The sequence below is a fragment of the Streptomyces sp. NPDC047315 genome, from assembly GCF_040643215.1.
Taxonomy (GTDB): Bacteria; Actinomycetota; Actinomycetes; order Streptomycetales; family Streptomycetaceae; genus Streptomyces.
In genome coordinates this window covers 90812-114727 of sequence record NZ_JBEYTZ010000019.1, presented here as the reverse complement: position 1 = coordinate 114727, position 23916 = coordinate 90812, and the positions used below count along the sequence as shown (strand labels likewise).

19 protein-coding genes are annotated in these 23916 nt (G+C 70.9%); 8 read left to right on the top strand and 11 right to left on the bottom strand.

Translation table 11 applies throughout. The annotated features are described in order from the left end of the window. Positions 1-83 precede the first annotated feature (83 nt). On the top strand, positions 84-953 hold the full coding sequence (locus ABZ842_RS22520; RefSeq protein WP_361539281.1) for an SRPBCC family protein: 870 nt from the start codon (positions 84-86) through the stop codon (positions 951-953). Between the two features lie 343 nt (positions 954-1296). On the opposite strand, the gene ABZ842_RS22515 is transcribed toward ABZ842_RS22520, so the two are convergent. Continuing rightward, on the bottom strand, positions 1297-2922 hold the full coding sequence (locus ABZ842_RS22515; RefSeq protein WP_361539278.1) for a polyamine aminopropyltransferase: 1626 nt from the start codon (positions 2920-2922) through the stop codon (positions 1297-1299). A 419-nt stretch (positions 2923-3341) separates the two neighbouring features. Next, positions 3342-3899: a DUF2617 family protein gene (locus ABZ842_RS22510; protein ID WP_361539275.1), complete on the bottom strand. Its 558-nt coding sequence runs from the start codon at positions 3897-3899 to the stop codon at positions 3342-3344. Between the two features lie 852 nt (positions 3900-4751). Here ABZ842_RS22510 and ABZ842_RS22505 point away from each other — a divergent pair. Both ABZ842_RS22505 and ABZ842_RS22500 read left to right on the top strand, forming a co-directional pair. Further along, positions 4752-5990: a pyridoxal phosphate-dependent aminotransferase gene (locus ABZ842_RS22505; RefSeq protein WP_361539470.1), complete on the top strand. Its 1239-nt coding sequence runs from the start codon at positions 4752-4754 to the stop codon at positions 5988-5990. 624 nt (positions 5991-6614) lie between these two features. Beyond that, positions 6615-7664: a glycosyltransferase family 39 protein gene (locus ABZ842_RS22500; protein WP_361539467.1), complete on the top strand. Its 1050-nt coding sequence runs from the start codon at positions 6615-6617 to the stop codon at positions 7662-7664. 19 nt (positions 7665-7683) lie between these two features. Here the strand turns inward: ABZ842_RS22500 and ABZ842_RS22495 are convergent, their stop codons facing one another. Both ABZ842_RS22495 and clpB read right to left on the bottom strand, forming a co-directional pair. Then, on the bottom strand, positions 7684-8229 hold the full coding sequence (locus ABZ842_RS22495; protein WP_361539272.1) for a YbjN domain-containing protein: 546 nt from the start codon (positions 8227-8229) through the stop codon (positions 7684-7686). Positions 8230-8378: 149 nt separating this feature from the next. Next, complete coding sequence (gene clpB / locus ABZ842_RS22490; protein WP_361539270.1) at positions 8379-11003, bottom strand: ATP-dependent chaperone ClpB; 2625 nt, start codon at positions 11001-11003, stop codon at positions 8379-8381. Between the two features lie 265 nt (positions 11004-11268). On the opposite strand from clpB, the gene ABZ842_RS22485 reads away from it, so the two are divergent. After that, complete coding sequence (locus ABZ842_RS22485) at positions 11269-11679, top strand: TIGR03618 family F420-dependent PPOX class oxidoreductase (protein ID WP_361539267.1); 411 nt, start codon at positions 11269-11271, stop codon at positions 11677-11679. 207 nt (positions 11680-11886) lie between these two features. Here ABZ842_RS22485 and ABZ842_RS22480 read toward each other — a convergent pair whose 3' ends face one another. Next, the gene (locus tag ABZ842_RS22480; protein ID WP_361539264.1) at positions 11887-12207 is read right to left on the bottom strand and encodes a (2Fe-2S)-binding protein; all 321 of its coding nucleotides are present in this window, start codon (positions 12205-12207) and stop codon (positions 11887-11889) included. A gap of 347 nt (positions 12208-12554) precedes the next feature. Here ABZ842_RS22480 and ABZ842_RS22475 point away from each other — a divergent pair, with 347 nt between their 5' ends. Further along, on the top strand, positions 12555-13547 hold the full coding sequence (locus ABZ842_RS22475; protein WP_361539261.1) for a helix-turn-helix transcriptional regulator: 993 nt from the start codon (positions 12555-12557) through the stop codon (positions 13545-13547). Positions 13548-13622: 75 nt separating this feature from the next. On the opposite strand, the gene ABZ842_RS22470 is transcribed toward ABZ842_RS22475, so the two are convergent. The 4 genes from ABZ842_RS22470 to dnaK are packed head-to-tail and all read right to left on the bottom strand — an operon-like array spanning position 13623 to position 17874. Next, a complete protein-coding gene (locus ABZ842_RS22470; protein WP_361539258.1) occupies positions 13623-14066 on the bottom strand; it encodes a helix-turn-helix domain-containing protein in 444 nt (147 codons plus the stop codon). A gap of 5 nt (positions 14067-14071) precedes the next feature. Continuing rightward, positions 14072-15259: a molecular chaperone DnaJ gene (dnaJ, locus tag ABZ842_RS22465; protein ID WP_361539255.1), complete on the bottom strand. Its 1188-nt coding sequence runs from the start codon at positions 15257-15259 to the stop codon at positions 14072-14074. A gap of 45 nt (positions 15260-15304) precedes the next feature. After that, positions 15305-16024, bottom strand: a complete 720-nt coding sequence (grpE, locus tag ABZ842_RS22460; protein WP_361539252.1) for a nucleotide exchange factor GrpE — start codon at positions 16022-16024, stop codon at positions 15305-15307. Next, positions 16021-17874 carry a molecular chaperone DnaK gene (gene dnaK, locus ABZ842_RS22455; protein WP_361539249.1) on the bottom strand — a complete coding sequence of 618 codons (1854 nt, stop codon included), beginning with the start codon at positions 17872-17874 and terminating at the stop codon, positions 16021-16023. The genes grpE and dnaK overlap by 4 nt, the downstream gene beginning before the upstream one ends. 325 nt (positions 17875-18199) lie before the next feature. On the opposite strand from dnaK, the gene ABZ842_RS22450 reads away from it, so the two are divergent. The 3 genes from ABZ842_RS22450 to ABZ842_RS22440 all read left to right on the top strand — a co-directional run bounded on the left by ABZ842_RS22450 (position 18200) and on the right by ABZ842_RS22440 (position 22447). Beyond that, positions 18200-18778, top strand: a complete 579-nt coding sequence (locus tag ABZ842_RS22450) for a sugar transferase (protein ID WP_361539246.1) — start codon at positions 18200-18202, stop codon at positions 18776-18778. Between the two features lie 272 nt (positions 18779-19050). After that, entirely contained in the window at positions 19051-21321 is a 2271-nt protein-coding gene (locus ABZ842_RS22445; RefSeq protein ID WP_361539243.1) for a (Fe-S)-binding protein, read from the top strand. A 217-nt stretch (positions 21322-21538) separates the two neighbouring features. Next, positions 21539-22447, top strand: a complete 909-nt coding sequence (locus ABZ842_RS22440) for a Yip1 family protein (protein WP_361539240.1) — start codon at positions 21539-21541, stop codon at positions 22445-22447. Between the two features lie 95 nt (positions 22448-22542). Here ABZ842_RS22440 and ABZ842_RS22435 read toward each other — a convergent pair whose 3' ends face one another. Together ABZ842_RS22435 and dcd are read right to left on the bottom strand one after the other, a co-directional pair. Then, positions 22543-23040 (bottom strand): phosphoribosyltransferase, encoded by a 498-nt coding sequence (locus tag ABZ842_RS22435; RefSeq protein WP_361539237.1) that lies wholly within the window; start codon positions 23038-23040, stop codon positions 22543-22545. Positions 23041-23042: 2 nt separating this feature from the next. Further along, complete coding sequence (gene dcd, locus ABZ842_RS22430; protein WP_361539234.1) at positions 23043-23618, bottom strand: dCTP deaminase; 576 nt, start codon at positions 23616-23618, stop codon at positions 23043-23045. Between the last annotated feature and the right edge of the window lie 298 nt (positions 23619-23916).

Sequence of the window (23916 nt, the reverse complement as noted above, 5' to 3'; positions counted from 1 at the left end):
GACAGTACGCCTGTGCGCCCGGACGCTCCGGCCTCGGGGCGAAGGGCAGACGGGGCGGGGCTGCCTGAGTAGGCTCGGTTTCCATGGACCACGAGGTGTTCGTTCCGGTTCCGGTAGAGACCGTGCGGCTGACGCTCGGGGACCCTGCGCGGGTCGCCCGCTGCGTACCCGGGCTGCAGCGGAGCGCCGCGGATGCCGCCGGCGGGGACCGGGGCCCGCTGGCGGGCCGGCTCAAGGTGCGGATCGGCAACCACAGCATCACCTACCGGGGCACGCTGCGGATCTCCGAGACGGACGGCGGGTTCGCGGTCGCCGCGGAGGGCTCGGAGGTACGGGGCACGGGCTCGGTGAAGGCGTCGCTGACGATCCGCGCCACCGCGGCCGACGGCGGCACGACCCTGGGCTTCTCCGGCACGGCCCACGGCACCGGCCGCCTGACGGAACTGCCGGAGCCCTCGACCGTGCAGGCCGCGCACCGTCTGCTGGACCGTTTCGCCGAGAGGTTGGCCGAGGTGGCGGCGGAGGGCGAGGGGGAGCCGGAGTCCGAGGACCGCGCGAAGGGGCCCACGAGCGCGCCGTCCGCAGAGAACGCAGAGAACGCAGAGAACGCTGAGGTCACTGAGGGAACTGCGGGCACTGAGCACGCCGAGGACTCAGACGACGCTGAGGACCTGGGCGGTCTCGACGACATCGAATCCCTCGGCGACTTCGACGACTTGGACGTGGACGACGTGCTGGAGGAGCCCCCCGCGGAGGCGGCGCACGCCCGCCGCACGATGATCGGCCGCAGCGCGGAAGAGGTCGACCACGCCCCCCCGAGGGGCCGCTACGCCCCCCAACCGGCCCCCGACGCCACGTCCTCCCCCCTCCCCCTCCGCTGGCTGGCCCCCGCGGCAGCCCTGGCAGTGGTCTCGGCAGTCGCGGTCACCCGCGCCCTCCGCCGCCGCAAGTAGCCTCCCGCAGGGCCAGCCATGAACTGCCCGGGCCCGACGGCGTTGACGTGTACGCCGTTTCCCCACGGGCGAGATGGTCTCTGCGGACCCTGGGTGGTTCTCAGAGACCATCCCACCCATAGGGCAAGCGGGTTTGAGGGGCACTGGGGTCCCCTGGGGGCAGGGGGCGGAACTGCGCGACCAGCCCATCGGGCAGCAGAGGGCAACGCACCCGCAGGGAAACGGCACCCATGCCCAAGCGCACCGCCGCCCGCCGCCCGCCGCCCGCCGCCCGCCGCCCGCCGCCCGCCGCCCGCCGCGGACAACCCGCTCGCCCGACCGCAGGTCACCGCGAGGCGCGAGATCACTCGTAGCGCGGGTGCACCAGTGTCGAAGGGGGCATGCCCGTCAGTCTCGTGGACGTCGTCGCCTTCGCGTCCGCCGCCAGGACCTCCCGCGTCAGGGAGCGGAGCGCCGGTGCGTCCGGTGGGAGGTCCAGGTGGGGGGAGCGGCCGGGGGACGCCAGCAGTAGGCCCCAGTCCTCAGGGGCGGACTCCGCGCCCAACGCGTCGAAGTGCTCGTTCAACTCGCCCCCGGCCTCCGCTCCGTCCGTCGACTCCGGGCCCACCCGGTACGGACTCGTCCCGTAACCCGCCGCCCTCAGTGTCGACTCCACCGTCCAGTACGTCTCGCCGCGGCCCTCCAACGGGCCGGCGTGCACCACCAGGCGGCCCTCGGGCGCCAGGATGCCCGCGACGAGGCCGTAGAACTCCTGCGAGTAGAACTTCGCGCCCTCCGTCGAACCGGGGTCCGGCAGGTCCGCGATCACCACGTCGTACGCTCCGGGGACCGCTCGCCCGGGGTCCCGCAGCCAGGCGAAGGCGTCCTCGTGCACCACCCGCACGCGCGGGTCGCCGTAGGCGTGGTCGTTCAGCTCGGACAGCGCGGGGTCGGTGCGGGCCAGGTCGACGAGGCCGGGGTCCAGTTCGACGACGGTCACGGAGTCCACGTCCGCGTACCGCAGCACTTCGCGCGCAGCCAGCCCGTCGCCGCCGCCGAGGATCAGCACGCGCGCGTGCGGGCCGAGCATCGCGGGGTGGACCAGCGCTTCGTGGTACCGGTACTCGTCGTGGCCGCTGACCCGCAGGCGGCCGTCGAGGAAGATGTCGGGCGGCTCGGAGCCCTCGCCGGTCAGGACGACCTCCTGGACGTCGGTCTGCACCGCGACCCGGACCCGGTCGCCGTACACCGCCTCGCGCGCCGCCCGTTCGAAGTCGTCGACCAGCACGGCCGCGGTGCCCAGCAGGAGCAGCACCAGGCCGTTGGCGACCAGCAGCCAGCGGCGGGAGCGCGCCGTCAGCTCGCGGCGGAAGAGGCCGAGCACCAGCAGCCCGCCCGCGACCGCGTTCACCGCGCCCGTCAGCAGGCCGCTGGTGATCTGCCCGAGCCAGGGCAACAGCAGGAAGGGGAAGGCCAACCCGCCGACGAGCGCGCCCACGTAGTCCGCCGCGAACAGGTCGGCGACCGTGCCCTCCGCGTCCCGTCGGGAGATGCGCTGGATCAGGGACATCAGCAACGGGATCTCCGCGCCGATCAGGACGCCGATGGCGAGCGAGAACGCCACCAGGGCGGTGTGCGACTCGCCGAGCCAGGCGAAGGACGCGTACAGCACCATCGCCGAACCGCCGCCGATCGCCGCCAACGCCAGCTCCAACACCCCGAAGCCGAACGCCGCCCGGCAGCGCAGGTGTTTGGCGAGCAGGGATCCGACGCCCATCGCGAAGACCATGACGGAGAGCACGACGGACGCCTGCGTGACCGAGTCGCCGATCAGGTACGAGGCGAGGGCGACGAGCTCCAACTCGTACACCAAACCGCAGGCGGCGCAGATGAAGACCGCCAACAGCACCAGGAACCGGCCCGCGTCCGGGCGCACCGGCAGGGGCAGCGCGCCCGGAGGCGGAGACAGCAGCGGCGAATGGTCGATCATGCAGTAACGCTACGTCACAGTTTGCGCACATCCTGTCACCCACACGTGTGCATCTGGCGCACACGCGGCGACGACCCCTTTCGCGCCCCCCGTAGGACGTGTATGGGGACGCGCACGCCGCGCACGGGCGGCCTGCGGCCTCGCCCCGAGCGCCGCGGACGCGCGCCGTCGCGCGGGAGACGGCAGGGAGACGGCAGGGAGGCGACCGGGGGCGACCGGGGGCGACCGGCAGCAGGGCGCGCGAAGCCGCGCAAGCCGTTGTCGACTTGCGCGGGACGGTACGCACAACGGGGCGCGGCGCAGCGCAACGCGGGCGCGCACGCGCCCGGTTCAGCGCGAAGGGCGCGAAAGGCGTGCGAAGTACGGCGAGCGCGCGGGGCACGACGCGTGCGCCGCGAAGGGGCGGGCGCTCCCGACGGCTACAGCAGCACCTGCTCGGGGCAGCACGGCACCCCCGCACCCCGGGCGACCGCGGCCACCGCGCCCACGCGGGTGCGCGTCACCACGAGCCGCCCCTCCTGCGGATACGCGTGCCAGGTGCGCCACAGCACCTGTCGCCCCCGCCGCTGGGCCATCATCGCGGTGAAGGCGTGCGGGTCCCCCGGAAACGTTCCGGCGAGGGAGTGCGGATGGTCCGCCACCAGGGCCAGCAGCTCCTGGGCGCGCCCGGCGAACGAGCCCTGGGACAGGGTCTCCACTCGGGCGGCGAACTCGTACTCCCAGTCGCCGAGTTTCTTGGACACCCCGAGCGGGAGGGGCGTACTGCTGCCGGGCATGCAGGCGACGGTCTCGGAGCAGGTGCCCTGCTCCTCCTCCAGCAGCACCTGGTGGGAAGCGCCGAGCAGCCTGAGCTGGAGCTTCGCTCCGGAGAGTTCGAGGTCGAGGACGGCGAGCGCGGGCAGGGGCTCCCTGTCGAGCGCCCACGCCAGGTCGTCTGCACGGGTGTCGGTGTAGGCGGTATGGAGGGTCGTGAGCATGGATGGGCTCCGCAAACACGCTTCGGCGGTGGATACGTGGACCTGAAGGCGCCCCCGGGCGGCGGTGACGTACGGAAGGGAGGCGCCTGCTCGGGCTCCAGGCCGTTGCCGGCCTGGGACTTGTCACCCGGGGTGGGACGGTTCAACAGGTTCCGCCGTCAACGGAATCATGAAACACGCGGGGCTGACAGTGATTTTTACCCAAGTTGGCGGGGTTTCCATCTCCTGGGGTGCGTTGCGGTTCAACTGTTCAACAAAATCCGCACAAGGTATCGAAAAACGGGTCGCGCCGGCGCGGTCCGCGCCCCCGGACCGGGAACGGGGCCGGGAACGGGACCGGCACCCGGCGGGAGTGGTTCGCCCCCGCCAGGTGCCCCCAGCGCTGCGGATCAGCTGCCCCGTGTCAGCCGCTTCCGCCCCCCGTCATCGCCCCCGTACCCCTCGAAGGCAGTCCTGGGACGTGCCTCAGCTGCCGCCTCCCCCGCAACCGCCGCCACCGCCGCCGCAACTGCTGCCGCCGCCACCGCAGCCCGCGCCGCCGCCGTCGCCGCCGCCCGACCCCCACGAGCCACCGCGGCGCCGCCCGGACGGCCCGCCGAGACGGCGTCGCGCCCCCACGACGGCCGCGGCCAACACCCCTACGAACAGGAACAAAAGGACCGTCATGAACACATCGAACATCATGCTTCCCCCCGGTTCTCCCCCGGCGTGCGCCCCGGCCCTCGGCTGCCCCGGAGACTCCTTCGGCACCGGGCGGGACGCCTTGCGAGGGTGGGATGCCCCCCGCCGCGCCCGGCGAAAGCAGACTTGAGCAAGTCCAGAGGTTCCGCCCAGGATGTCGCCATGGCGACCATGGACGAAGGCACTGCCGCAGCGGCCGTCGACGGCGCGGGACCGCCGCCGCCCCGACCGCACGGGCCGCGCCGACCACTGCTGAACCGCCGGCTCGCGGAGTTCGGCACCACGATCTTCGCCGAGATGTCGGCGCTGGCCAGCGAGACCGGCGCGATCAACCTCGGCCAGGGCTTCCCCGACACCGACGGCCCCGAGTCGGTGCGCGAAGCGGCGGTGCGCGCGGTGCGCGACGGCCGCGGCAACCAGTACCCGCCCGGGCCCGGCGTCCCCGAACTGCGCACCGCGATCGCCGACCACCAGCACGCCCTGTACGGCCTCCAGCACGACCCCGACACCGAGGTCCTGGTCACCGCGGGCGCCACCGAAGCCATCGCGGCGGCGCTGCTCGCGCTGGTCGAACCGGGCGACGAGGTCATCGCGTTGGAGCCGTACTACGACTCTTACGCGGCGTGCGTGGCCATGGCGGGCGGGCGCCGCGTCCCGGTCACGCTCCGTCCCCGGGACGGCGCGTACCACCTCGACCTCGACGAGTTGCGGGACGCCGTGACCGAACGCACCCGCCTCATCCTCCTCAACTCCCCCCACAACCCCACCGGCACGGTCCTCACCCGCGCGGAACTCGCGGCGATCGCGGAGCTCGCGGTGGAGCGCGATCTGCTCGTGGTCACCGACGAGGTGTACGAGCACCTCGTCTTCGACGGCGAGCACGTGCCCATCGCCACCTTCCCCGGCATGCGCGAGCGCACCGTCACCATCAGCAGCGCGGGCAAGACGTTCTCCCTGACGGGGTGGAAGGTCGGCTGGGTCACCGGCGCGCCGGCGCTGGTGAGCGCGGTGCGCTCGGCGAAGCAGTTCCTCACGTACGTCTCGGCCGGCCCCTTCCAGTACGCGATCGCCGAGGCGCTGCGGCTGCCGCGGGCCTACTTCGACGACCTGCGGTCGCAGCTCGCTGCCCGGCGCGACCTCCTGGCGGACGGCCTCGCGGACGTCGGCTTCGAGGTGTACCGCCCGGCGGGCACGTACTTCGTGACGACGGACATCAGCCCGCTGGGGGCGAGCGACGGCTTCGCGTTCTGCCGGGAGCTGCCGCGGAGGTGTGGGGTGGTGGCGATCCCGAACGCGGTGTTCTACGACCACCGGGAGGAGGGGGCGCGCTTCATCCGATTCGCCTTCTGCAAGCGGGAGCCGGTGCTGCGTGAAGCGGTCTCCCGCCTAAAGCTCCTCCGAAGCGGCTAGCCAAACCACCGGCGCGCGCCCTACTGCGGGTGGCTTGGCCCCCGCGCCCCGGTGATGGGCTGCACGCGCAGCCCCTCGCGCCCCTGACAAACCCGCCGTTTCCCTACGGGGTGTGCTGGCCTGCGCGGCCCGGTGGTGGGTTTCTCGCGCAGTACCTCCCCCTGTGCCCAACACACCCAGCCCCCGCCGGCAGACAAGTGACGGGGGCAGCGAAACAGGGGCGCGGGGAACTGCGCGAGAAACCCACCACCGGGGCGCAGGGACCAACAGGGCCGCAGGGAAACGGCGGGTACGTCAGGGGCGCTGGCGGCAGAACCGCACCGGCCCGGGCCGGGAGGCGTCTGCAGGGCGTTCGGCCGGATGGGTGGGAACGACAAAAACACCGGCCCCGTCAGCGCAGCGACACTCGCGCTGCGCATCCGCGCGACCCATGTTGTGTGCGAGCACACGACCCGCGCCCGGAGGTGCCCCCTGCCCGCCGACACCGCCGACCCCGCAAACACCGCCGACACCGCCCACCCCCTCGTCGAGACCAAGACCGCAGCGCCGACCCGCACGTTCCCGCGGCGGGCCGCGCCCGCGCTCGGGCTGTTCGTCGCGGCGCGGCTGACGGGGCTGTTGCTGATGGCCGGCTGGGCCTGGCACATCGGGCGCCGGCCGCGCGCCATCCTGGGGCGGGCCTGGGACTCCGACTGGTACATGCTCATCGCCGAGCACGGCTACGGGCGCGTCCTGACCTGGCCCGGCGCCGTCCAGAACGACCTCGCGTTCTTCCCGCTCTACCCGGGCCTGGTGCGCGCGCTCTCGTACGTCGTGCCCGGCGTCACCAGCGGCACGCTGGGGCTGCTGATCTCCTGGAGCGCCGCGCTCGCCGCCGCCGCCGGGATCTACGCGATCGGGGAGCGGCTGTACGGGCGGCGGGTCGCGACCGTGCTCGTACTGCTGTGGGCGCTGCTGCCGCACTCCATCGTGCTGACGATGGCGTACACGGAACCGCTGCTCACCGCCTTCGCCGCCTGGTCGCTGTACGCGGTGCTGACCAGGCGCTGGGTGTGGGCGGGGGTGCTCGCCGCGCTCGCGGGCCTCTCGCGGCCGAACGGGATCGCGGTGGCCGCCGCCGTCGTCTGCGTGGCCGCGGTGGAACTCGTGCGCCTCGCGCGCCGCGAGCGGCGCACCGCCTGGCGGCCCTGGTTCGCCGCCGGCCTCGCGCCGCTCGGCTGGTGCGGCTACGTGCTGTTCGTCGGGGTCCGCACGGGCGACCCGCTCGGCGGCTACTTCGCGGTGCAGCGCGGCTGGACGTCGCAGTTCGACTTCGGCGCCGGCGCGCTGCGGGTGGTGCGGGACATCGTGCTGCGGCCCGCGGTGTTCTCGGTGACGATGGCGCTGCTGATCGTGCTGGCGTCGGTGGTGCTGGGCGCGCTGCTGGTGCTGGAGCGTCCGCCCGCGGCGCTGCTCGTCTACACGGGCGTACTGCTGTTGATCACCGTCGGCGGCTCGGGCTTCTTCGAGTCGAAGCCGCGCTTCCTGCTGCCGGCGTTCCCGCTGCTGGTGCCGATCGCGCTGGGGTTGACGAGGGCCCGGCCCAGGGCGGCGGTCGCAGTGGTCACCGCCCTGGCCGGGCTCTCCTTCGGGTACGGCACGTACCTGCTGACGCTGTCGCCGATCGCGCTGTGAGGGCGCAACGGCCCTAGGGTCAGGCGCCCTCGGGCTCCGCACCCGGCTGGTCGCCCTCCGGCGGAGCCTTGAAGCCCATCTCGATGGCGAACCAGTTGTCGAACTCCATCGACGCCTGCACCCAGCTCACGGTGGACGAGACGAAGTGGTCCAGGCTGACGCCCATCCCGATCAGCATCTGCGCCTCGCCGATGAGCCGGACGGACGCGCCGCCCTCCTCGTCCTCGTGCAGGTGCGTGTAGACCTTGGGCCACAGCGTGCGGCGGTTCCAGTCGTCGATCTTCTCCAGGATCTTCGTCCGGTCCTCGACGTCCAGCGGACGGTCGTAGAACGTACGGACCGAGAAGACCTGCTGCTCCGCGTCGCCGCGGAACATGAAGTACGTGCGGAATTCCTCCCACGGAGCGGCGAGGTCGCCCTCGTCGTCGATGACGTACTTGAGCTCCATCTGGTCGAGGAGCTGCTTGACCAGGTCCTGATCGGGAACGACGGGTCCCGCCGGTCCTGCGGCCTGAGGCTGGGGCTGGCCCCCGAAATTCGGAATCGAGGACGGATCGATGGTCACCGTGGATTTCCCTTCGTACGGTTGCCGCCATCCTCCCCCATGGCGGGGCGGGGGTGGCAACCCCCGCCCCCATCGAGCCGCCGAGCGGCGGACGGGCGCGTTCCGCGGGGCGGGCTCGTACGGGGGCGTACGGGGCGCGTGCGACGGTGCTACAGCGTCTTCTCCGGCACGGGCTCCTCGGCACCCCCGTCGGCCGCCGGGCCGACGATCAGCCCGTCCTCGAAGCGGTCCACCCGTACGGTGTCGCCGTCGGTGATCTCGCCGGCGAGGATCTCCCGGGCCAGCCGGTCGCCGATCGCGGTCTGCACCAGCCGGCGCAGCGGCCGGGCGCCGTACGCGGGGTCGTTGCCCTCGTCGGCCAGCCACTCCAGCGCGGCGGGCGTGACGTCCAGGGTCAGCCGGCGCTCGGCGAGGCGCCGGGCGAGCCGGTCGAGCTGGAGGCGGGCGATCCGCGCCAGTTCGTCCCGGTCGAGCGCGGAGAAGACGACCAGGTCGTCCAGCCGGTTCAGGAACTCCGGCTTGAAGGACGCCCGGACGACCTCCAGGACCTGTTGCTTCTTCTGCTCCTCGCTGGTCAGCGGCTCCACCAGATACTGGCTGCCGAGGTTGGAGGTGAGGATGAGGATGGTGTTGCGGAAGTCGACCGTACGGCCCTGGCCGTCGGTGAGCCGGCCGTCGTCGAGGACCTGGAGCAGCACGTCGAAGACCTCGGGGTGGGCCTTCTCCACCTCGTCCAACAGGACGACGCTGTACGGGCGGCGGCGCACGGCCTCGGTGAGCTGGCCGCCCTCCTCGTAACCGACGTAGCCGGGGGGCGCGCCGACGAGCCGGGCGACGCTGTGCTTCTCGCCGTACTCGGACATGTCGATGCGGACCATGGCCCGCTCGTCGTCGAAGAGGAAGTCGGCGAGGGCCTTCGCCAGCTCGGTCTTGCCGACGCCGGTGGGGCCGAGGAAGAGGAAGGAGCCGGTGGGGCGGTCGGGGTCGGCGATGCCGGCGCGGGTGCGGCGCACCGCGTCGGAGACGGCCCGGACGGCTTCGCCCTGGCCGATCAGCCGTCGGCCCAGTTCGTCCTCCATCCGCAGCAGCTTCTGCGTCTCGCCCTCCAGCAGCCGGCCGGCGGGGATCCCGGTCCAGGAGCCGACGACGTCCGCGATGTCGTCGGAGCCCACCTCCTCCTTGACCATGGTGGTGGTACGGGCCTCGGCCTCGGCCTCGGACGCGGCCTCCAACTCCCGCTCCAGGGTGGGGATCTCCCCGTACAGCAGCTTGGAGGCGGTGTCGAAGTCGCCGTCGCGCTGGGCGCGCTCGGCCCGGCCGCGCGCTTCGTCGAGCTCTCCCTTCAGCTCGCCGACCCGGTTCAGGCCCTGCTTCTCCTTCTCCCAGCGGGCGGTCAGTCCGCGCAGCTCCTCCTCCTTGTCGGCGAGGTCGCGGCGGAGCTTGTCCAGGCGCTGGCGGGAGGCGGGGTCGGACTCGTTCTTCAGGGCCATCTCCTCCATCAGCAGCCGGTCGACGGCGCGCTGGAGCTCGTCGATCTCGACGGGCGAGGAGTCGATCTCCATCCGGAGCCGGGAGGCGGCCTCGTCGACGAGGTCGATGGCCTTGTCGGGCAGGAAGCGGGAGGTGATGTAGCGGTCGGAGAGGGTGGCGGCGGCGACCAGCGCGGAGTCGGCGATCTGGACCTTGTGGTGGGCCTCGTAGCGGCCCTTGAGCCCGCGCAGGATGGCGATGGTGTCCTCCACGGTGGGCTCCGCGACCAGCACCTGCTGGAAGCGGCGCTCCAGCGCCGGGTCCTTCTCGATCCGCTCGCGGTACTCGTCGAGGGTGGTGGCGCCGACCATGCGCAGCTCGCCGCGGGCCAGCATCGGCTTGAGCATGTTGCCCGCGTCCATGGCGGAGTCGCCGCCGGCGCCCGCGCCGACGACGGTGTGCAGCTCGTCGATGAAGGTGACGATCTGGCCGTCGCTCTCCTTGATCTCGGAGAGGACGGTCTTCAACCGCTCCTCGAACTCGCCCCGGTACTTCGCACCTGCAACCATGGCGCCGAGGTCCAGGGAGACCAGCCGCTTGTTCTTCAGCGACTCGGGAACGTCCCCCTTGACGATGCGCTGGGCCAGCCCTTCGACGACGGCGGTCTTTCCGACGCCGGGTTCGCCGATGAGGACGGGGTTGTTCTTGGTGCGCCGGGACAGCACCTGGACGACCCGGCGGATCTCCTGGTCCCGGCCGATGACGGGGTCCAGCTTGCCGTCGCGGGCGGCGGCGGTGAAGTCGGTGCCGAACTTCTCCAGGGCCTTGTACTGGCCCTCGGGGTCGGCCGTGGTCACCCGGCGTCCGCCGCGGATCGACGCGAAGGCTTCGAGCAGCTTCTTCGCGGAGGCGCCCTGCGCGGAGAGCACCTCGCCGGCCTGGCCGCCCTTGGCGGCGATGCCGATCAGCAGGTGCTCGGTGGAGAGGTAGTCGTCGCCGAGCTCCTTGGCGCGCTCGGCGGCGTCCGCGATGACGGCCAGGAACTCGCGGTTCGGCTGGGGCGGTGCGACGGTGGAGCCGGTGACGCTGGGCTGGGCTCCGAGCACCCGCTCGGCGCCCGCCCGTACGGCCGCCTGGTCGACTTCGACGGCGGCCAGCAGGTCGACGATGTTCTCGTTCTCCTGGCCCGCGAGCAGGGCCAGCAGCAGGTGGGCCGGGGTCAGATCGGGATGACCGGCTGACACCGCCCGACTGGTGGCGGCGTTGATGGCATCCCGGCTCTTGTTGGTCAGCTCGGCGTCCACGTCCGGTCTCTCCTCCTCGCGGGCGGGTCGGGGCTCCACAGGTCACCCCGCGTCAGTGCACTGAAGACGACTCTGATACTGACTCGGTCAACCTGCACAAAGTTGAGTCTATTCCACTCAATCACGCTCTCGCCAGCGGTGGCGCCCTCTGCCCCTGCCCTCTGCCCCTCTGCCCCTCTGCCCCTCTGCCCCTCTGCCCCTCTGCCCCTCTGCATCGGGGACGCACCCGACCGTCCGCCGGCTCCCGATATCTAGGGTGGGGGACATGGCCATCACCGATCTGCGCGACCTGACGCCCGAGTACCTGGCGTTCTGGCGCGAGCACCACCTGTGCACGCTGACCACGCTGCGGCCCGACGGCAGTCCGCACGTCGTCCCGGTGGGGGTGACCTTCGACCCCGAGGCGGGCATCGCCCGGGTGATCACCAACAAGGGCAGCCGCAAGGTCGCCCACGTGCTCGCCGCGGCGGGCGAGGAGGGCGCCCGGGTCGCGGTCTGCCAGGCGCACCGCAGGCGCTGGGCGACGCTGGAGGGGCGGGCGCGGGTGCGCACGGAGCCGGAGCCGGTCGAGGACGCCGTGCGGCGGTACGCGGAGCGCTACGGGCGCACGCCCCGGCCGAACCCCGACCGCGTGGTGATCGAGATCGCCGTCGAGCGGGCCCTGGGCCGCGGCTGACCGCCCCGCACTGCCGCAACGGACGCATCGGCCGCATCGGCCGCATCGGCCGCACGGAAGCCCCGTGCGCTCCGAGCATCCCGCGCGGCCCGAGCACCCCGCGCGCAACGTACGCAGACGCACAGCGGCGCCATCGCGTTTCAGGTCCGCGATGGCGCCGCTGTGTGGGGGAAGTGCCGGAGCGATTTGGAACGACGGGGGAATCGCTCAGGCACTGCGGGGGGTGGCGGTGGTGGTGTCGGGCTCGACCATTTCCTGATCGCGCTGATCCAGATTGACGAAGATCATGCCGTACCGGATGGCACACCGGACGGGCTGTGGCGCCCCTCTCGGCCGCCGTAGGCACCGGTACGCTCGAACGTCCTCGTCCTCCTCGCGCGCCACGACGATGGGTTCGCCGAACAGGGTGACCATCAACGAATCGCCGCGGTGGGGGATGGCCGTGACGAGGTCGATGAAGTGCCACCCCGAGCGGTAGGCCGTGGCCATCTCACGCCGGAAGGACCGGTCGTCCGGGGGAATGGTCATGCGTCCACACCTTCGACAGCGTGCGCGGGGGTGAGTTCCCAGGAGGGCTCGCCAGCCGGGGTCGCGCCAAGGGGGCTGGACTCCCACGAGGGCTCACCCTGCGTCGCCGCAAGGGAGCTCGCGGGGACGCGTTCCCAGGAGGGCTCACCGACGGATGCCGCCGCACCCAGCGCGGCTGCCGCCAGGGCCAGAGCACAGAGAGCACGTAGCGTCCTAGACATGGGTGATCTCCACCTCATTTGATCATTCCTCCTCCCCCGCGCATAAGACGATGTCTCACTCCGAACGCTTGCACCAGCGACGGCAGGCATCATGTTCCTGTATTGCAGGAACATGAGGGGGTACACATGACGTCTAATGGGGGCGAACTCGGACACCCTCACGCAGACGGAAAGTTGTGCGAGGCGGGAAAGGGTCTTTACATCACCGCCCTGCGCACCGGGCGCATCGCCCGCTCCGAAGCGGAGTCCGCGCCCTGTCTCTTCGACCTCGCCCTGCTCGACCCCGACCCGTACGACGCGCAATGGCTGCGACCGGTTCCGCCCGCCTCCGCGCTCTCACAACTCATTCACCCCATCGAGCGGGAAATCCAGGAACGCCGCCGCCGGGCCGTGGCCCTCACCGACGCCCTCGAACCGTTCATGGCGTACACCGCTCAGAATTCCACCGTCCCGCAGGGGATAACCGTCCTCGAAGGACTGAACCGCATCAACGCGACCCTCGACCAGGTGACCGCGGACTGCACACAGGAACTCCTCACCGTCCAACCGGGCAGCGGACGCCAACCCCACTCCCTGGAGAAGGCGTTGCGCCGGGTGGAGCCGTTGATCGAACGCGGGGTGCGGATGCGCACGCTCTACCAGCACACCGCGCGCCACCACCCCGCCACGCTCTCCTACATGGAGAAGGTCGGCCCCGCCGGAGTGGAGGTGCGCACCCTGGAGGAGATCATCGACCGGCTCATCATCGTCGACCGCAAGGTGGCCTTCATCCCCGCCAGCAGCGATCGGCTCTTCGCACTGGAGCTGCGGCACAAGGGGATCGTGGAGTACCTCGTCGGCGTCTTCGAGCAGTTCTGGCTGCACGGGCTGCCGTGGGAGGAGCCGATCTCGTACGGCCCCGATCTGGACGGGATCACCGGAATCCAGCGCTCCATCGCCAAATTGCTGGTGGAGGGGCACGTCGACGAGGCGATCGCGCGCCGTCTCGGGATGAACGTACGCACCTGCCGCGCCCACATCGCCAAGCTGGGCTCGTCGCTGGGCAGCGGCAGCCGCACCCAACTCGGCTATCTGATCGCCCAGTCGGGGATCCTCGACCACGACGCCCAGAACGCGTGAAGGGCCATCGCCCCGGGATACGGGGTGATGGCCCTCCAACTCTCCGCCGCCGCACCGTCGGCGGCGGAGGGTGTCCTACTCGCCCCGCTTGGGGCGCCACACCACCAGCGCGGTCGCCTGCTGCACGTCCTGGTACGGCACGAGGTCGCGCCGGTAGGAGGCGTGCACCTGCGCCTCGCGCTGCTGCATCGCCACCGCCGCGCCCTCGACCGCGGCCGACAGCTCGGCGACCCGGGACTGGAGCGCCGCGACCTGGTTCTCCAGCTCGATGATGCGCTTGATGCCGGCGAGGTTGATGCCCTCGTCCTGGGAGAGCTGCTGCACGGTGCGCAGCAGCTCGATGTCCCGGGCGGAATAGCGCCGGCCCCGCCCCGCCGTGCGGTCGGGGGAGACCAGGCCCAGCCGGTCGTACTGACGCAGGGTCTGCGGGTGCAGACCGGATAGCTGGGCCGCCACCGAGATCACGTACACCGGTGACTCGTCGGTCAGTTCGTAGGGGTTGCGGCGCCTTCCGTCCATCGTCCTCATGCTCCCTTCGCGGCCTCGAACAGCGCGGCCCTCGGGTCCTCGCCCGTGGTGGCCTCGCGGTACGCCTCCAGCGCGTCCTTCGCCTTGTCGCTCAGATCCTTGGGAACCACGACCTCGACCGTGACCAGCAGGTCACCGCGGGTGCCGTCCTTGCGAACGGCGCCCTTGCCGCGGGCGCGCATCGTCCGTCCGTTGGGAGTGCCGGCCGGCAGCTTCAGGGTGACCGGCGGCCCGCCGAGCGTGGGCACCTTGACCTCGCCGCCGAGGACGGCCTCCGCGTACGTCACGGGGACGGTCACGGTGAGGTTGTCGCCCTTGCGGCCGAAGACCGGGTGCGAGCCGACGTGCACGACGACGTACAGATCGCCGGCGGGTCCGCCGCGCTCGCCCGGGGCGCCCTTGCCGCGCAGCCGGATCCGCTGGCCGTCGGAGACGCCCGGCGGGATCCGCACCTGCATGGTGCGCGAGGAGCGGGCGCGCCCGCTGCCCTTGCAGACCTCGCAGGGGTCCTGGGCGATCAGCCCGCGGCCCTTGCAGTCCACGCAGGGGTCGGTGAGCGAGAAGGAGCCGCTGCCGCCGCGCGAGACCTGGCCGGTGCCGACGCAGGTCGGGCACACGCGGGGCGTGCCGTTCTTGTCGCCGGTGCCCGAACACGCCTTGCACGGCGCGGAGCTGGACATCCGCAGCGGGACCGTGGCCCCGTCGACCGCCTCGGTGAAGCTGAGCGTCACCTCGGACTCGACGTCCTGGCCGCGGCGGGGCTGGACGCGGGTGCCCGCGCCCGCGCCGCGGTTGAACAGACCGCCGAAGACGTCACCGATGCCGCCGCCGAAGCCGCCTGCGCCACCTCCCGGTTGGGCTCCGCCCTGGGCGCCGCCGAAGAGGTCGCCCAGGTCGAAGTTGAAGGTGCCGCCGGCGCCGCCGGGACCGGCGCGGAAGCCGCCGTTGCCGAAGAGGGCGCGGGCGTCGTCGTACTCCTTGCGCCGCTTGGGGTCGCCGAGGACGTCGTTCGCCTCGGAGATCTCCTTGAAGCGCTCCTCCGCCCGGGTGTCGCCCTTGTTGGCGTCCGGGTGGTACTCGCGGGCGAGCTTCCGGTACGCCTTCTTGATCTCGGCCTCGGTGGCGTCCTTGGGGACGCCGAGGACCTTGTAGTAGTCCTTCTCGACGAAGTCCTTCGTGCTCATCGACGTCCCTCCTTCCGACCCGTCACCTTCACCAGCACCCTCGCGCTAGCCCTTGTCCGGGCCACCGCTCTCCTTGCCGTCAGCCTTCGCACCCTTAGCTCCCTCGGCGTCCGCCGCGCCGTCCTCGGCACCCTTGGCGTCCGAGGACTCCGCGGCCTCCTTGCCGGAGGTCGACGGGGCCGCGCCCGGCTGGGGCTCGGCCACGGCCACCCGCGCGGGGCGGATGGTCCGCTCGCCGATGCGATACCCCGGCTGGAGCACCGCGACGCACGTGGTCTCCGTGACGTCCGGCGCATAGCTGTGCATCAGCGCCTCGTGGATCGTCGGGTCGAAGGGCTCGCCCTCCTTGCCGAACTGCTGGAGGCCCATCTTCGCCGCGGCGGTCTCCAGGGACTCGGCGACGGACTTGAAGCCGCCCACCAACTCCCCGTGGTCCCGCGCGCGGCCGATGTCGTCGAGCACGGGCAGCAGTTCGGCCAGGAGGGTCGCCGTGGCGATCTCCTTGACCGACACCCGGTCGCGCTCGACGCGACGGCGGTAGTTCTGGTACTCGGCCTGGAGGCGCTGGAGGTCGCCGGTGCGCTCGGAGAGCGCCGTGCGCACCTGGTCCAGCTCCGCCGTCAGGCCGGCGGTCTTGGCTGCGTCCCCTGCCGGGGCCGCGCGGCCCTCCTTGTCGGAGGAGCCGGCGGTCTCGGCGGCGTCGTCAGAGGTGGCGCCGGAGGGAACGTCGGGCTTCTCCTCGAAGCCCGGGGTCTCCTCCGTCACGCGGCACCGCCCTTGGGCTTCTCGTCGTCGACGATCTCGGCGTCGACCACGTCGTCGTCGGCCTTGGCCTGGCCGGCGTCGCCCTGAGGCGCGTCACCGGTGGCGGCCTGCTGCGCCTGGGCGTCGGCGTACATGGCCTGGCCCAGCTTCTGCGAGACGGCGGCGACCTTCTCGGTGGCGGTGCGGATCTCCGCCGAGTCCTCGCCCTTGAGCTTCTCCTTCAGCTCGACGAGCGCGGTCTCCACCTCGGTCTTGACCTCGCCGGGGACCTTGTCCTCGTTGTCCTTGAGGAACTTCTCCGTCTGGTAGACGAGCTGCTCGCCCTGGTTGCGGGTCTCGGCGGCCTCGCGGCGGCGGTGGTCCTCGTCCGCGTACTGCTCGGCCTCCTGGCGCATCCGGTCGACCTCGTCCTTCGGCAGCGAGGAGCCGCCGGTGACGGTCATCTTCTGCTCCTTGCCCGTGCCCAGGTCCTTCGCGGTCACGTGCATGATGCCGTTGGCGTCGATGTCGAAGGAGACCTCGATCTGCGGGACGCCGCGGGGCGCCGGCGGCAGACCGGTCAGCTCGAACATGCCCAGCTTCTTGTTGTACGCCGCGATCTCGCGCTCGCCCTGGTAGACCTGGATCTGCACGGACGGCTGGTTGTCTTCGGCCGTGGTGAAGATCTCGGAGCGCTTGGTCGGGATCGTGGTGTTGCGCTCGATGAGCTTGGTCATGATGCCGCCCTTGGTCTCGATGCCGAGGGACAGCGGGGTGACGTCGAGCAGCAGGACGTCCTTGACCTCGCCCTTCAGGACGCCGGCCTGGAGCGAGGCGCCGATGGCGACGACCTCGTCCGGGTTCACGCCCTTGTTGGCCTCCTTGCCGCCAGTCAGCTCCTTGACGAGCTCGGCGACGGCGGGCATGCGGGTGGAGCCGCCGACCAGGACCACGTGGTCGATCTCGGACAGGGCGATGCCCGCGTCCTTGATGACGTTGTTGAACGGGGTCTTGCAGCGCTCCAGCAGGTCCGAGGTGAGCTGCTGGAACTGGGCGCGGGTGAGCTTCTCGTCCAGGTGCAGCGGGCCCTCGGCGGAGGCCGTGATGTAGGGCAGGTTGATCGTCGTCTCGGTGGAGGACGACAGCTCGATCTTCGCCTTCTCGGCGGCCTCGCGGAGCCGCTGGAGGGCCATCTTGTCCTTGCCCAGGTCGACGCCGTGGCCGTTCTGGAACTGCTTGACCAGGTAGTCGACGACGCGCTGGTCCCAGTCGTCGCCACCGAGGTGGTTGTCGCCGTTGGTGGCCTTCACCTCGACGACGCCGTCGCCGATCTCCAGCAGGGACACGTCGAACGTGCCGCCGCCGAGGTCGAAGACGAGGATGGTCTGGTCGTCCTTGTCCAGGCCGTAGGCGAGGGCGGCGGCGGTGGGCTCGTTGACGATCCGCAGGACGTTCAGGCCCGCGATCTCGCCGGCCTCCTTGGTGGCCTGGCGCTCGGAGTCGTTGAAGTACGCCGGGACGGTGATCACCGCGTCGGTGACCTTCTCGCCCAGGTACGCCTCGGCGTCCCGCTTCAGCTTCTGCAGGATGAAGGCGCTCATCTGCTGCGGGTTGAAGTTCTTGCCGTCGAGCTCGATCTTCCAGTCCGTGCCCATGTGGCGCTTGACCGAACGGATCGTCCGGTCGACGTTGGTGACCGCCTGGCGCTTGGCGACCTCGCCGACCAGCACCTCGCCGTTCTTCGCAAAGGCGACGACGGACGGCGTGGTCCGGGCTCCCTCGGCGTTGGTGATGACGGTGGGCTCGCCGCCCTCCAGAACGCTGACGACGGAGTTAGTCGTGCCCAGGTCGATGCCGACCGCACGTGCCATGTCAATTCCTCCAGCTGAAACTACTTGAGTGGATCTGACTCATAGCATGCCCGACGGCCCGGGGAGAGTCAACAGAGCTGAGTCCACCCCACTCAACTTTTAGCCCACGCTTATCCGCAGCTCTGCGGCCTGCGGCGGCGCCGCCCCCCTCGTGCTGCCCTCGCGCCGCCCCCACGCGTGGCGTAGCGCCCCCGACGCCGGAGCGTCTGCGAAAGTCATGCCCCACGGAAGCTGCCAAACACCCACACAGCAGCCCAAAAAGCTCACCACGTAGCTACAGCAACAACACCAAGACGCAGCGAACCACTCCCCACGGGAGACGCGGATGTCCACCTCCAAACGCGCCGTCGACGTCGTGGGCGGCACCCTCCTGCTCCTCCTCCTGGCCCCCGCGCTGCTGGCGCTCGCCGCCGCCGTCGCCGTCACGTCCCGCGGCCCGGCCCTCATCCCCCTGCGGCGCGCCGGCGCCCGGGGCCGCCCCTTCGCGATGCTGGCGTTCCGCACCGCCCCCGCCACCCGCACGGGCCGGCTGCTGCACCGCCACTACCTGGACCACCTGCCGCAGCTGATCAACGTCGTACGGGGCGAGATGTCGCTGGTCGGCCCGCGCCCGCTGCCCGTCGACCACCCCCTGACGGGCACCGCCCGCGCCCGTACGGCGGTCCGCCCCGGCATCACGGGCCCCTGGCAGATCGGCGGCCGGTCCGGGCTGCCGTGGGAGGAGATGGCCGTCCAGGACCTGTACTACGTACGCGAGCACTGGCTCGGGATGGACCTGGCGATCCTCGCCCGCACGGCCGCGATCGCCGCCCGCGGCCTCGGCCCGCGCCGGCTGCGCGGCCGGACCCGCGCACAGGACCCCCGGCCGCGCGTACCGCGCCCGCAGGGGCTGAGGCAAGCCTGAGCGACACAGATCACCGCCCGCGCGGCTACAGTGCGGCGACGTAAGTGGGTAGTCTCGGCAAGAACCGATTAAGTTACCGCTTAGTAGACTCAGCCCAGTAGTCGCGACGGGCCCACCGGTTCCCACCACCGCGACTCGCCCCGCAGTACACAGGAATACACCGGAATACACCGGAATACCGCAGTGCCGGAAGTACGGCAGCACACCAGAGGGTGCCGCAGTACACCGGAAGTGCCGGAACGTCCCCCCTCGCAGGCCCGAGGAGTCCCGAAATGCAGCTCGCCGCGATCGTCGTGTCGCTGGTCCTGACCGTGGTCGCCGTCGCGCTCATCGCCCGAGCCGTGGCGCAGATCTACCGCTTCGTGAGGCTCGGCCAGGCCGTGCCCGCGGGCAGCCGCACCAACGCCCCCAAGCAGCGCACGATGACCCTGGCCAGGGAGTTCCTCGGGCACACCCGGATGAACCGCTGGGGCATCGTCGGATTCGCCCACTGGTTCGTCGCCATCGGCTTCCTGACCCTGCCGCCCACCCTGCTCCAGGCGTACGGCCAGCTCTTCCAGGCCGACTGGGTGCTGCCGGTCATCGGCACCTGGGTGCCGTTCGAGATGTACACCGAGTTCATCGGTCTGATGACCGTGGTCGGCATCGTCGCCCTGATCGTGATCCGGCTGCTCAGCCTGCCGTCCCGGGCCGGGCGCAAGTCCCGCTTCGCCGGCTCCAAGGCGTGGCAGGCGTACTTCGTCGAGTACGTGATCCTCACCATCGGCCTCGCGATCCTGGTGCTGCGCGGGCTGGAGGGCGCGATCCACGGCGTGGGCGGCTACCAGGCCGGCTACTTCGTCTCGTACCCCCTCGTCGCCCTCTTCGACGGCCTGAGCGTCGCCACCCTGCAGAACCTGATCTACTTCACCGCGATGATCAAGATCGGCGTCTCGCTGATCTGGATGATCACGGTCTCGCTCAACACCAACATGGGCGTGGCCTGGCACCGCTTCCTCGGCTTCCCGAACATCTGGTTCAAGCGGAACGCCGACGGCGCCTCGGCCCTCGGCGCGCTCCAGCCGATGACGTCCGGCGGCAAGGAGATCGACTTCGAGGACCCGGGCGACGACGACGTGTACGGCGTCTCGCAGGTCGAGCACTTCTCCTGGAAGGGCATCCTCGACTTCTCCACCTGCACCGAGTGCGGTCGCTGCCAGTCGCAGTGCCCCGCCTGGAACACCGGCAAGCCGCTCTCCCCCAAGCTCCTGATCATGTCGCTGCGCGACCACGCGCACGCCAAGGCGCCGTACCTGTTGGCCGGCGGCGGCAAGTCGATGGAGGGCGAGGAGAAGGCGTCCGACGAGGCGCTGAAGGACGTGCCGGCCGCGGCGCTGGCCGAGGCGGAGCGCCCGCTGATCGGGACGCTGGAGGAGAACGGCGTCATCGACCCGGACGTGCTGTGGTCCTGCACCACCTGCGGTGCGTGCGTGGAGCAGTGCCCGGTCGACATCGAGCACATCGACCACATCGTCGACATGCGCCGCTACCAGGTGATGATCGAGTCCGCGTTCCCCTCCGAGGCCGGCACGATGCTGAAGAACCTGGAGAAGAAGGGCAACCCCTGGGGCCTGGCGAAGAAGGCGCGCGTCGAGTGGACGAAGGAAGTCGACTTCGAGGTCCCGATCGTGGGCAAGGACGTCGAGGACCTGTCCGAGGTGGACTACCTGTACTGGGTCGGCTGCGCCGGCGCCCTGGAGGACCGGGCGAAGAAGACGACGAAGGCGTTCGCCGAGCTGCTGCACATCGCGGGCGTGAAGTTCGCGATCATGGGCGGCGACGAGAAGTGCACCGGCGACTCCCCGCGCCGCCTGGGCAACGAGCCGCTGTTCCAGCAGCTCGGCCAGGAGAACGTGGCCATGCTGAACATGGCCTTCGGTGAAGACGAGGACGAGCCGGCGACGAGGAAGCCGAAGTCGGCGAAGAAGATCGTCTCGACCTGTCCGCACTGCTTCAACACCATCGCGAACGAGTACCCGCAGCTCGGCGGCGAGTACGAGGTCATCCACCACACCCAGCTGCTCCAGCACCTCATCGACGAGGGCCGGCTGGTGCCGATCACCCCGGTCGAGGGCCTGATCACCTACCACGACCCGTGCTACCTGGGTCGGCACAACAAGGTGTACACCCCGCCGCGCGAGATCATGTCCGCCGTCCCCGGTCTGCGCCAGCAGGAGATGCACCGCCACAAGGAGCGCGGCTTCTGCTGCGGCGCCGGCGGCGCGCGGATGTGGATGGAGGAGCGCATCGGCAAGCGCATCAACGAGGAGCGGGTGGACGAGGCGCTGTCGCTCAACCCGGACATCGTCTCCACCGCCTGCCCGTTCTGCCTGGTGATGCTGACCGACTCCGTCAACGGCAAGAAGAACAATGGGACGGCGAAGGAGTCGCTCCAGGTCGTGGACGTGGCGCAGTTGCTGCTGGACTCGGTGAAGACGCCGCCGGCGGACGGCGAGCCGATGGAGGAGCCGGAGGGCGCGCCGGAGCCGGAGCCGGTGAAGTAGTCCGTACGTCGGTCCGTCGGTCCGTCGGTCCGTCGGTCCGTACGGTGGTGAGGGCCGGGTGCTTGAGCGCCCGGCCCTCACCTGTTTCCCCCGGCTGTCCCCAGGGTGGGGATAACCCCCCGGGGCTCCCCTAGGGGATGTCACAGCTCAGCCGCAAACCCCCTGCTCGCACCCGTGATGACACCGTGACACCCCGAGAGCGGGTACGTTCGAAGGCGTGGCTGGATTCAGGATCGGACGCGGCCGGGACAACCGCACGCAGCAGCAGCAACCGCAGCAGGCACCGCCGCCGTACGGGCAGCAGCAGCCGTACGGACAGCAGCAGCCGTGGCCCCCGGCGGGCGGCGGCTACCAGGGCGGCCAGCCTCCCGCGTACGGCGAGCCGGAGTACTTCGGCGACCCGTACCAGCAGCAGGGCCGCCCCCAGCAGCCCCCGCACCCCCATCCCCACCACCCGCACCAGGCGCCGCCGCACCACGACCCGTACGCCAACAACGCGGGCCACACCCAGGCGTTCTCCGTCGACGACCCCTACGGCCAGGGCTCGACCTACCAGGCGGGCAGCGCGCCCGCGGCCCCCGCCGGCCCCCGGCTGCACTGGAAGGAGTTGCTGACCGGCATCGTCACCCGACCGGCGCAGACCTTCCTACAGATGCGGGACTACCCCGTCTGGGGCCCGGCGCTGGTCGTCACGTTCCTCTACGGAATGCTGGCGATCTTCGGCCTTGACGAGCCTCGGGACGAGGTCATCAACGCGACGCTGTCGGCGGCGATCCCGGCCGTGCTGATCACGGGCATCGCGTTCGTCATCGGCGGCACGATCCTGGGCGTGGTCACCCACACCCTGGCCCGCCAGTTCGGCGGCACGGGCTCCTGGCAGCCCACGGTCGGCCTCTCCATGCTGATCATGACCCTCACGGATGCCCCGCGCCTGTTCTTCGCCCTCTTCCTCGGCGGCCAGAACTCCTTCGTCCAGCTCCTGGGCTGGGCCACCTGGCTGGCGGCGGGCGCGCTGTTCACGGTGATGGTGAGCAAGTCGCACGACCTGCCGTGGCCGAAGGCGCTGGGGGCGTCGGCGATCCAGCTGATCGCGCTGCTGTCGATCATCAAGCTGGGCACGATCTGAGTCGTAAGCACGTTACGCACGGCGAGAGGGGCGCTCCCGGCGGGAGCGCCCCTCTTCGTCTCGCATGCGTCTGCCTCGTCTCGGATGCGTCTGCCTCAGGCGTCGAGGATCTGCCCCTCGCGACGCACGACGGGCTTGTCGACGGACCACGGGAAGTTGATCCAGTCGTCGGTGCGCTTCCAGACGTACTCGCACTTCACCAGCGAGTGCGACTTCTCGTAGATGACCGCGGAGCGCACCTCGGCGACGTGGTCCAGGCAGAAGTCGTGCACCAGCTTCAGCGTCTTGCCGGTGTCGGCGACGTCGTCCGCGATCAGGACCTTCTTGTCGGAGAAGTCCACGACGTTCGGCACCGGCGCCAACATCACCGGCATCTCCAACGTCTCGCCGACGCCGGTGTAGAACTCGACGTTGACCAGGTGGATGTTCTTGCAGTCCAGCGCGTACGCCAGCCCGCCGGCGACGAAGACCCCGCCGCGCGCGATCGACAGCACTATGTCGGGCTCGAAGCCGTCGTCCGCGATGGTCTGCGCGAGCTCGCGCACCGCGGTCCCGAACGTCTCGTACGTCAGGTTCTCCCGTACGTCACTCATGCTCACACCTGCGTCCGGTGGAAGTTCTGGAACGAGCGGGACGCCGTGGGCCCGCGCTGCCCCTGGTAGCGGGAGCCGTACCGCTCGCTCCCGTAGGGGTGCTCGGCCGGCGAGCTGAGCCGGAACATGCACAGCTGCCCGATCTTCATCCCCGGCCACAGCTTGATCGGCAGCGTCGCGAGGTTCGACAGCTCCAGCGTCACGTGCCCGGAGAAGCCGGGGTCGATGAACCCCGCGGTGGAGTGGGTGACCAGGCCGAGCCGCCCCAGCGAGCTCTTGCCCTCCAGCCGGGAGGCGAGGTCGTCCGGGAGGCTGATGACCTCGTACGTGGACGCCAACACGAACTCGCCCGGGTGCAGGATGAACGCCTCGTCGCCCTCCGGCTCCACGCACCGCGTCAGGTCCGCCTGCTCGACGGCGGGGTCGATGTGCGGGTAGCGGTGGTTCTCGAACACCCGGAAGTAGCGGTCGAGACGCACGTCGATGCTGGACGGCTGCACCATGGATTCGTCGAACGGGTCGATGCGCACCCGCCCGGCGTCGATCTCGGCCCGGATGTCCTTGTCTGAGAGAAGCACCCCCCGAGGATACGCAGAGCGCACGGACCCCATCGAACCGGACGGCTCGACGGCCCGTGCGCGTCTGCCCGCCGAAGCTCCCTCGGCTACTTCTTCGCCGCCTCCACGGGCACCACGTTCCGCAACCGCGCACAACGTGGACACCGGACGAGCCTCGCCGGTCCGATCCGTCCCGCACCGAGCTGCTGCATCGGCAACGATCCGGTAGTGAAGACGTGCCCTTCGGCACAGCGGACGACGGTGCGTGCCATCAAGTCCATCAGGTCCCTTCCCCAACAAATGCGGACGAACGCCACAT

What these genes read in the sequence shown, in the direction of transcription:
- ABZ842_RS22520 (WP_361539281.1), top strand. Translation starts at nt 84, where the DNA reads ATGGACCACGAGGTGTTCGTTCCGGTTCCGGTAGAGACCGTGCGGCTG.
- ABZ842_RS22515 (WP_361539278.1), bottom strand. Translation starts at nt 2,922, where the DNA reads ATGATCGACCATTCGCCGCTGCTGTCTCCGCCTCCGGGCGCGCTGCCC.
- ABZ842_RS22510 (WP_361539275.1), bottom strand. Translation starts at nt 3,899, where the DNA reads ATGCTCACGACCCTCCATACCGCCTACACCGACACCCGTGCAGACGAC.
- ABZ842_RS22505 (WP_361539470.1), top strand. Translation starts at nt 4,752, where the DNA reads ATGGACGAAGGCACTGCCGCAGCGGCCGTCGACGGCGCGGGACCGCCG.
- ABZ842_RS22500 (WP_361539467.1), top strand. Translation starts at nt 6,615, where the DNA reads ATGGCCGGCTGGGCCTGGCACATCGGGCGCCGGCCGCGCGCCATCCTG.
- ABZ842_RS22485 (WP_361539267.1), top strand. Translation starts at nt 11,269, where the DNA reads ATGGCCATCACCGATCTGCGCGACCTGACGCCCGAGTACCTGGCGTTC.
- ABZ842_RS22480 (WP_361539264.1), bottom strand. Translation starts at nt 12,207, where the DNA reads ATGACCATTCCCCCGGACGACCGGTCCTTCCGGCGTGAGATGGCCACG.
- ABZ842_RS22475 (WP_361539261.1), top strand. Translation starts at nt 12,555, where the DNA reads ATGACGTCTAATGGGGGCGAACTCGGACACCCTCACGCAGACGGAAAG.
- ABZ842_RS22470 (WP_361539258.1), bottom strand. Translation starts at nt 14,066, where the DNA reads ATGGACGGAAGGCGCCGCAACCCCTACGAACTGACCGACGAGTCACCG.
- dnaJ (WP_361539255.1), bottom strand. Translation starts at nt 15,259, where the DNA reads ATGAGCACGAAGGACTTCGTCGAGAAGGACTACTACAAGGTCCTCGGC.
- dnaK (WP_361539249.1), bottom strand. Translation starts at nt 17,874, where the DNA reads ATGGCACGTGCGGTCGGCATCGACCTGGGCACGACTAACTCCGTCGTC.
- ABZ842_RS22450 (WP_361539246.1), top strand. Translation starts at nt 18,200, where the DNA reads ATGTCCACCTCCAAACGCGCCGTCGACGTCGTGGGCGGCACCCTCCTG.
- ABZ842_RS22445 (WP_361539243.1), top strand. Translation starts at nt 19,051, where the DNA reads ATGCAGCTCGCCGCGATCGTCGTGTCGCTGGTCCTGACCGTGGTCGCC.
- ABZ842_RS22435 (WP_361539237.1), bottom strand. Translation starts at nt 23,040, where the DNA reads ATGAGTGACGTACGGGAGAACCTGACGTACGAGACGTTCGGGACCGCG.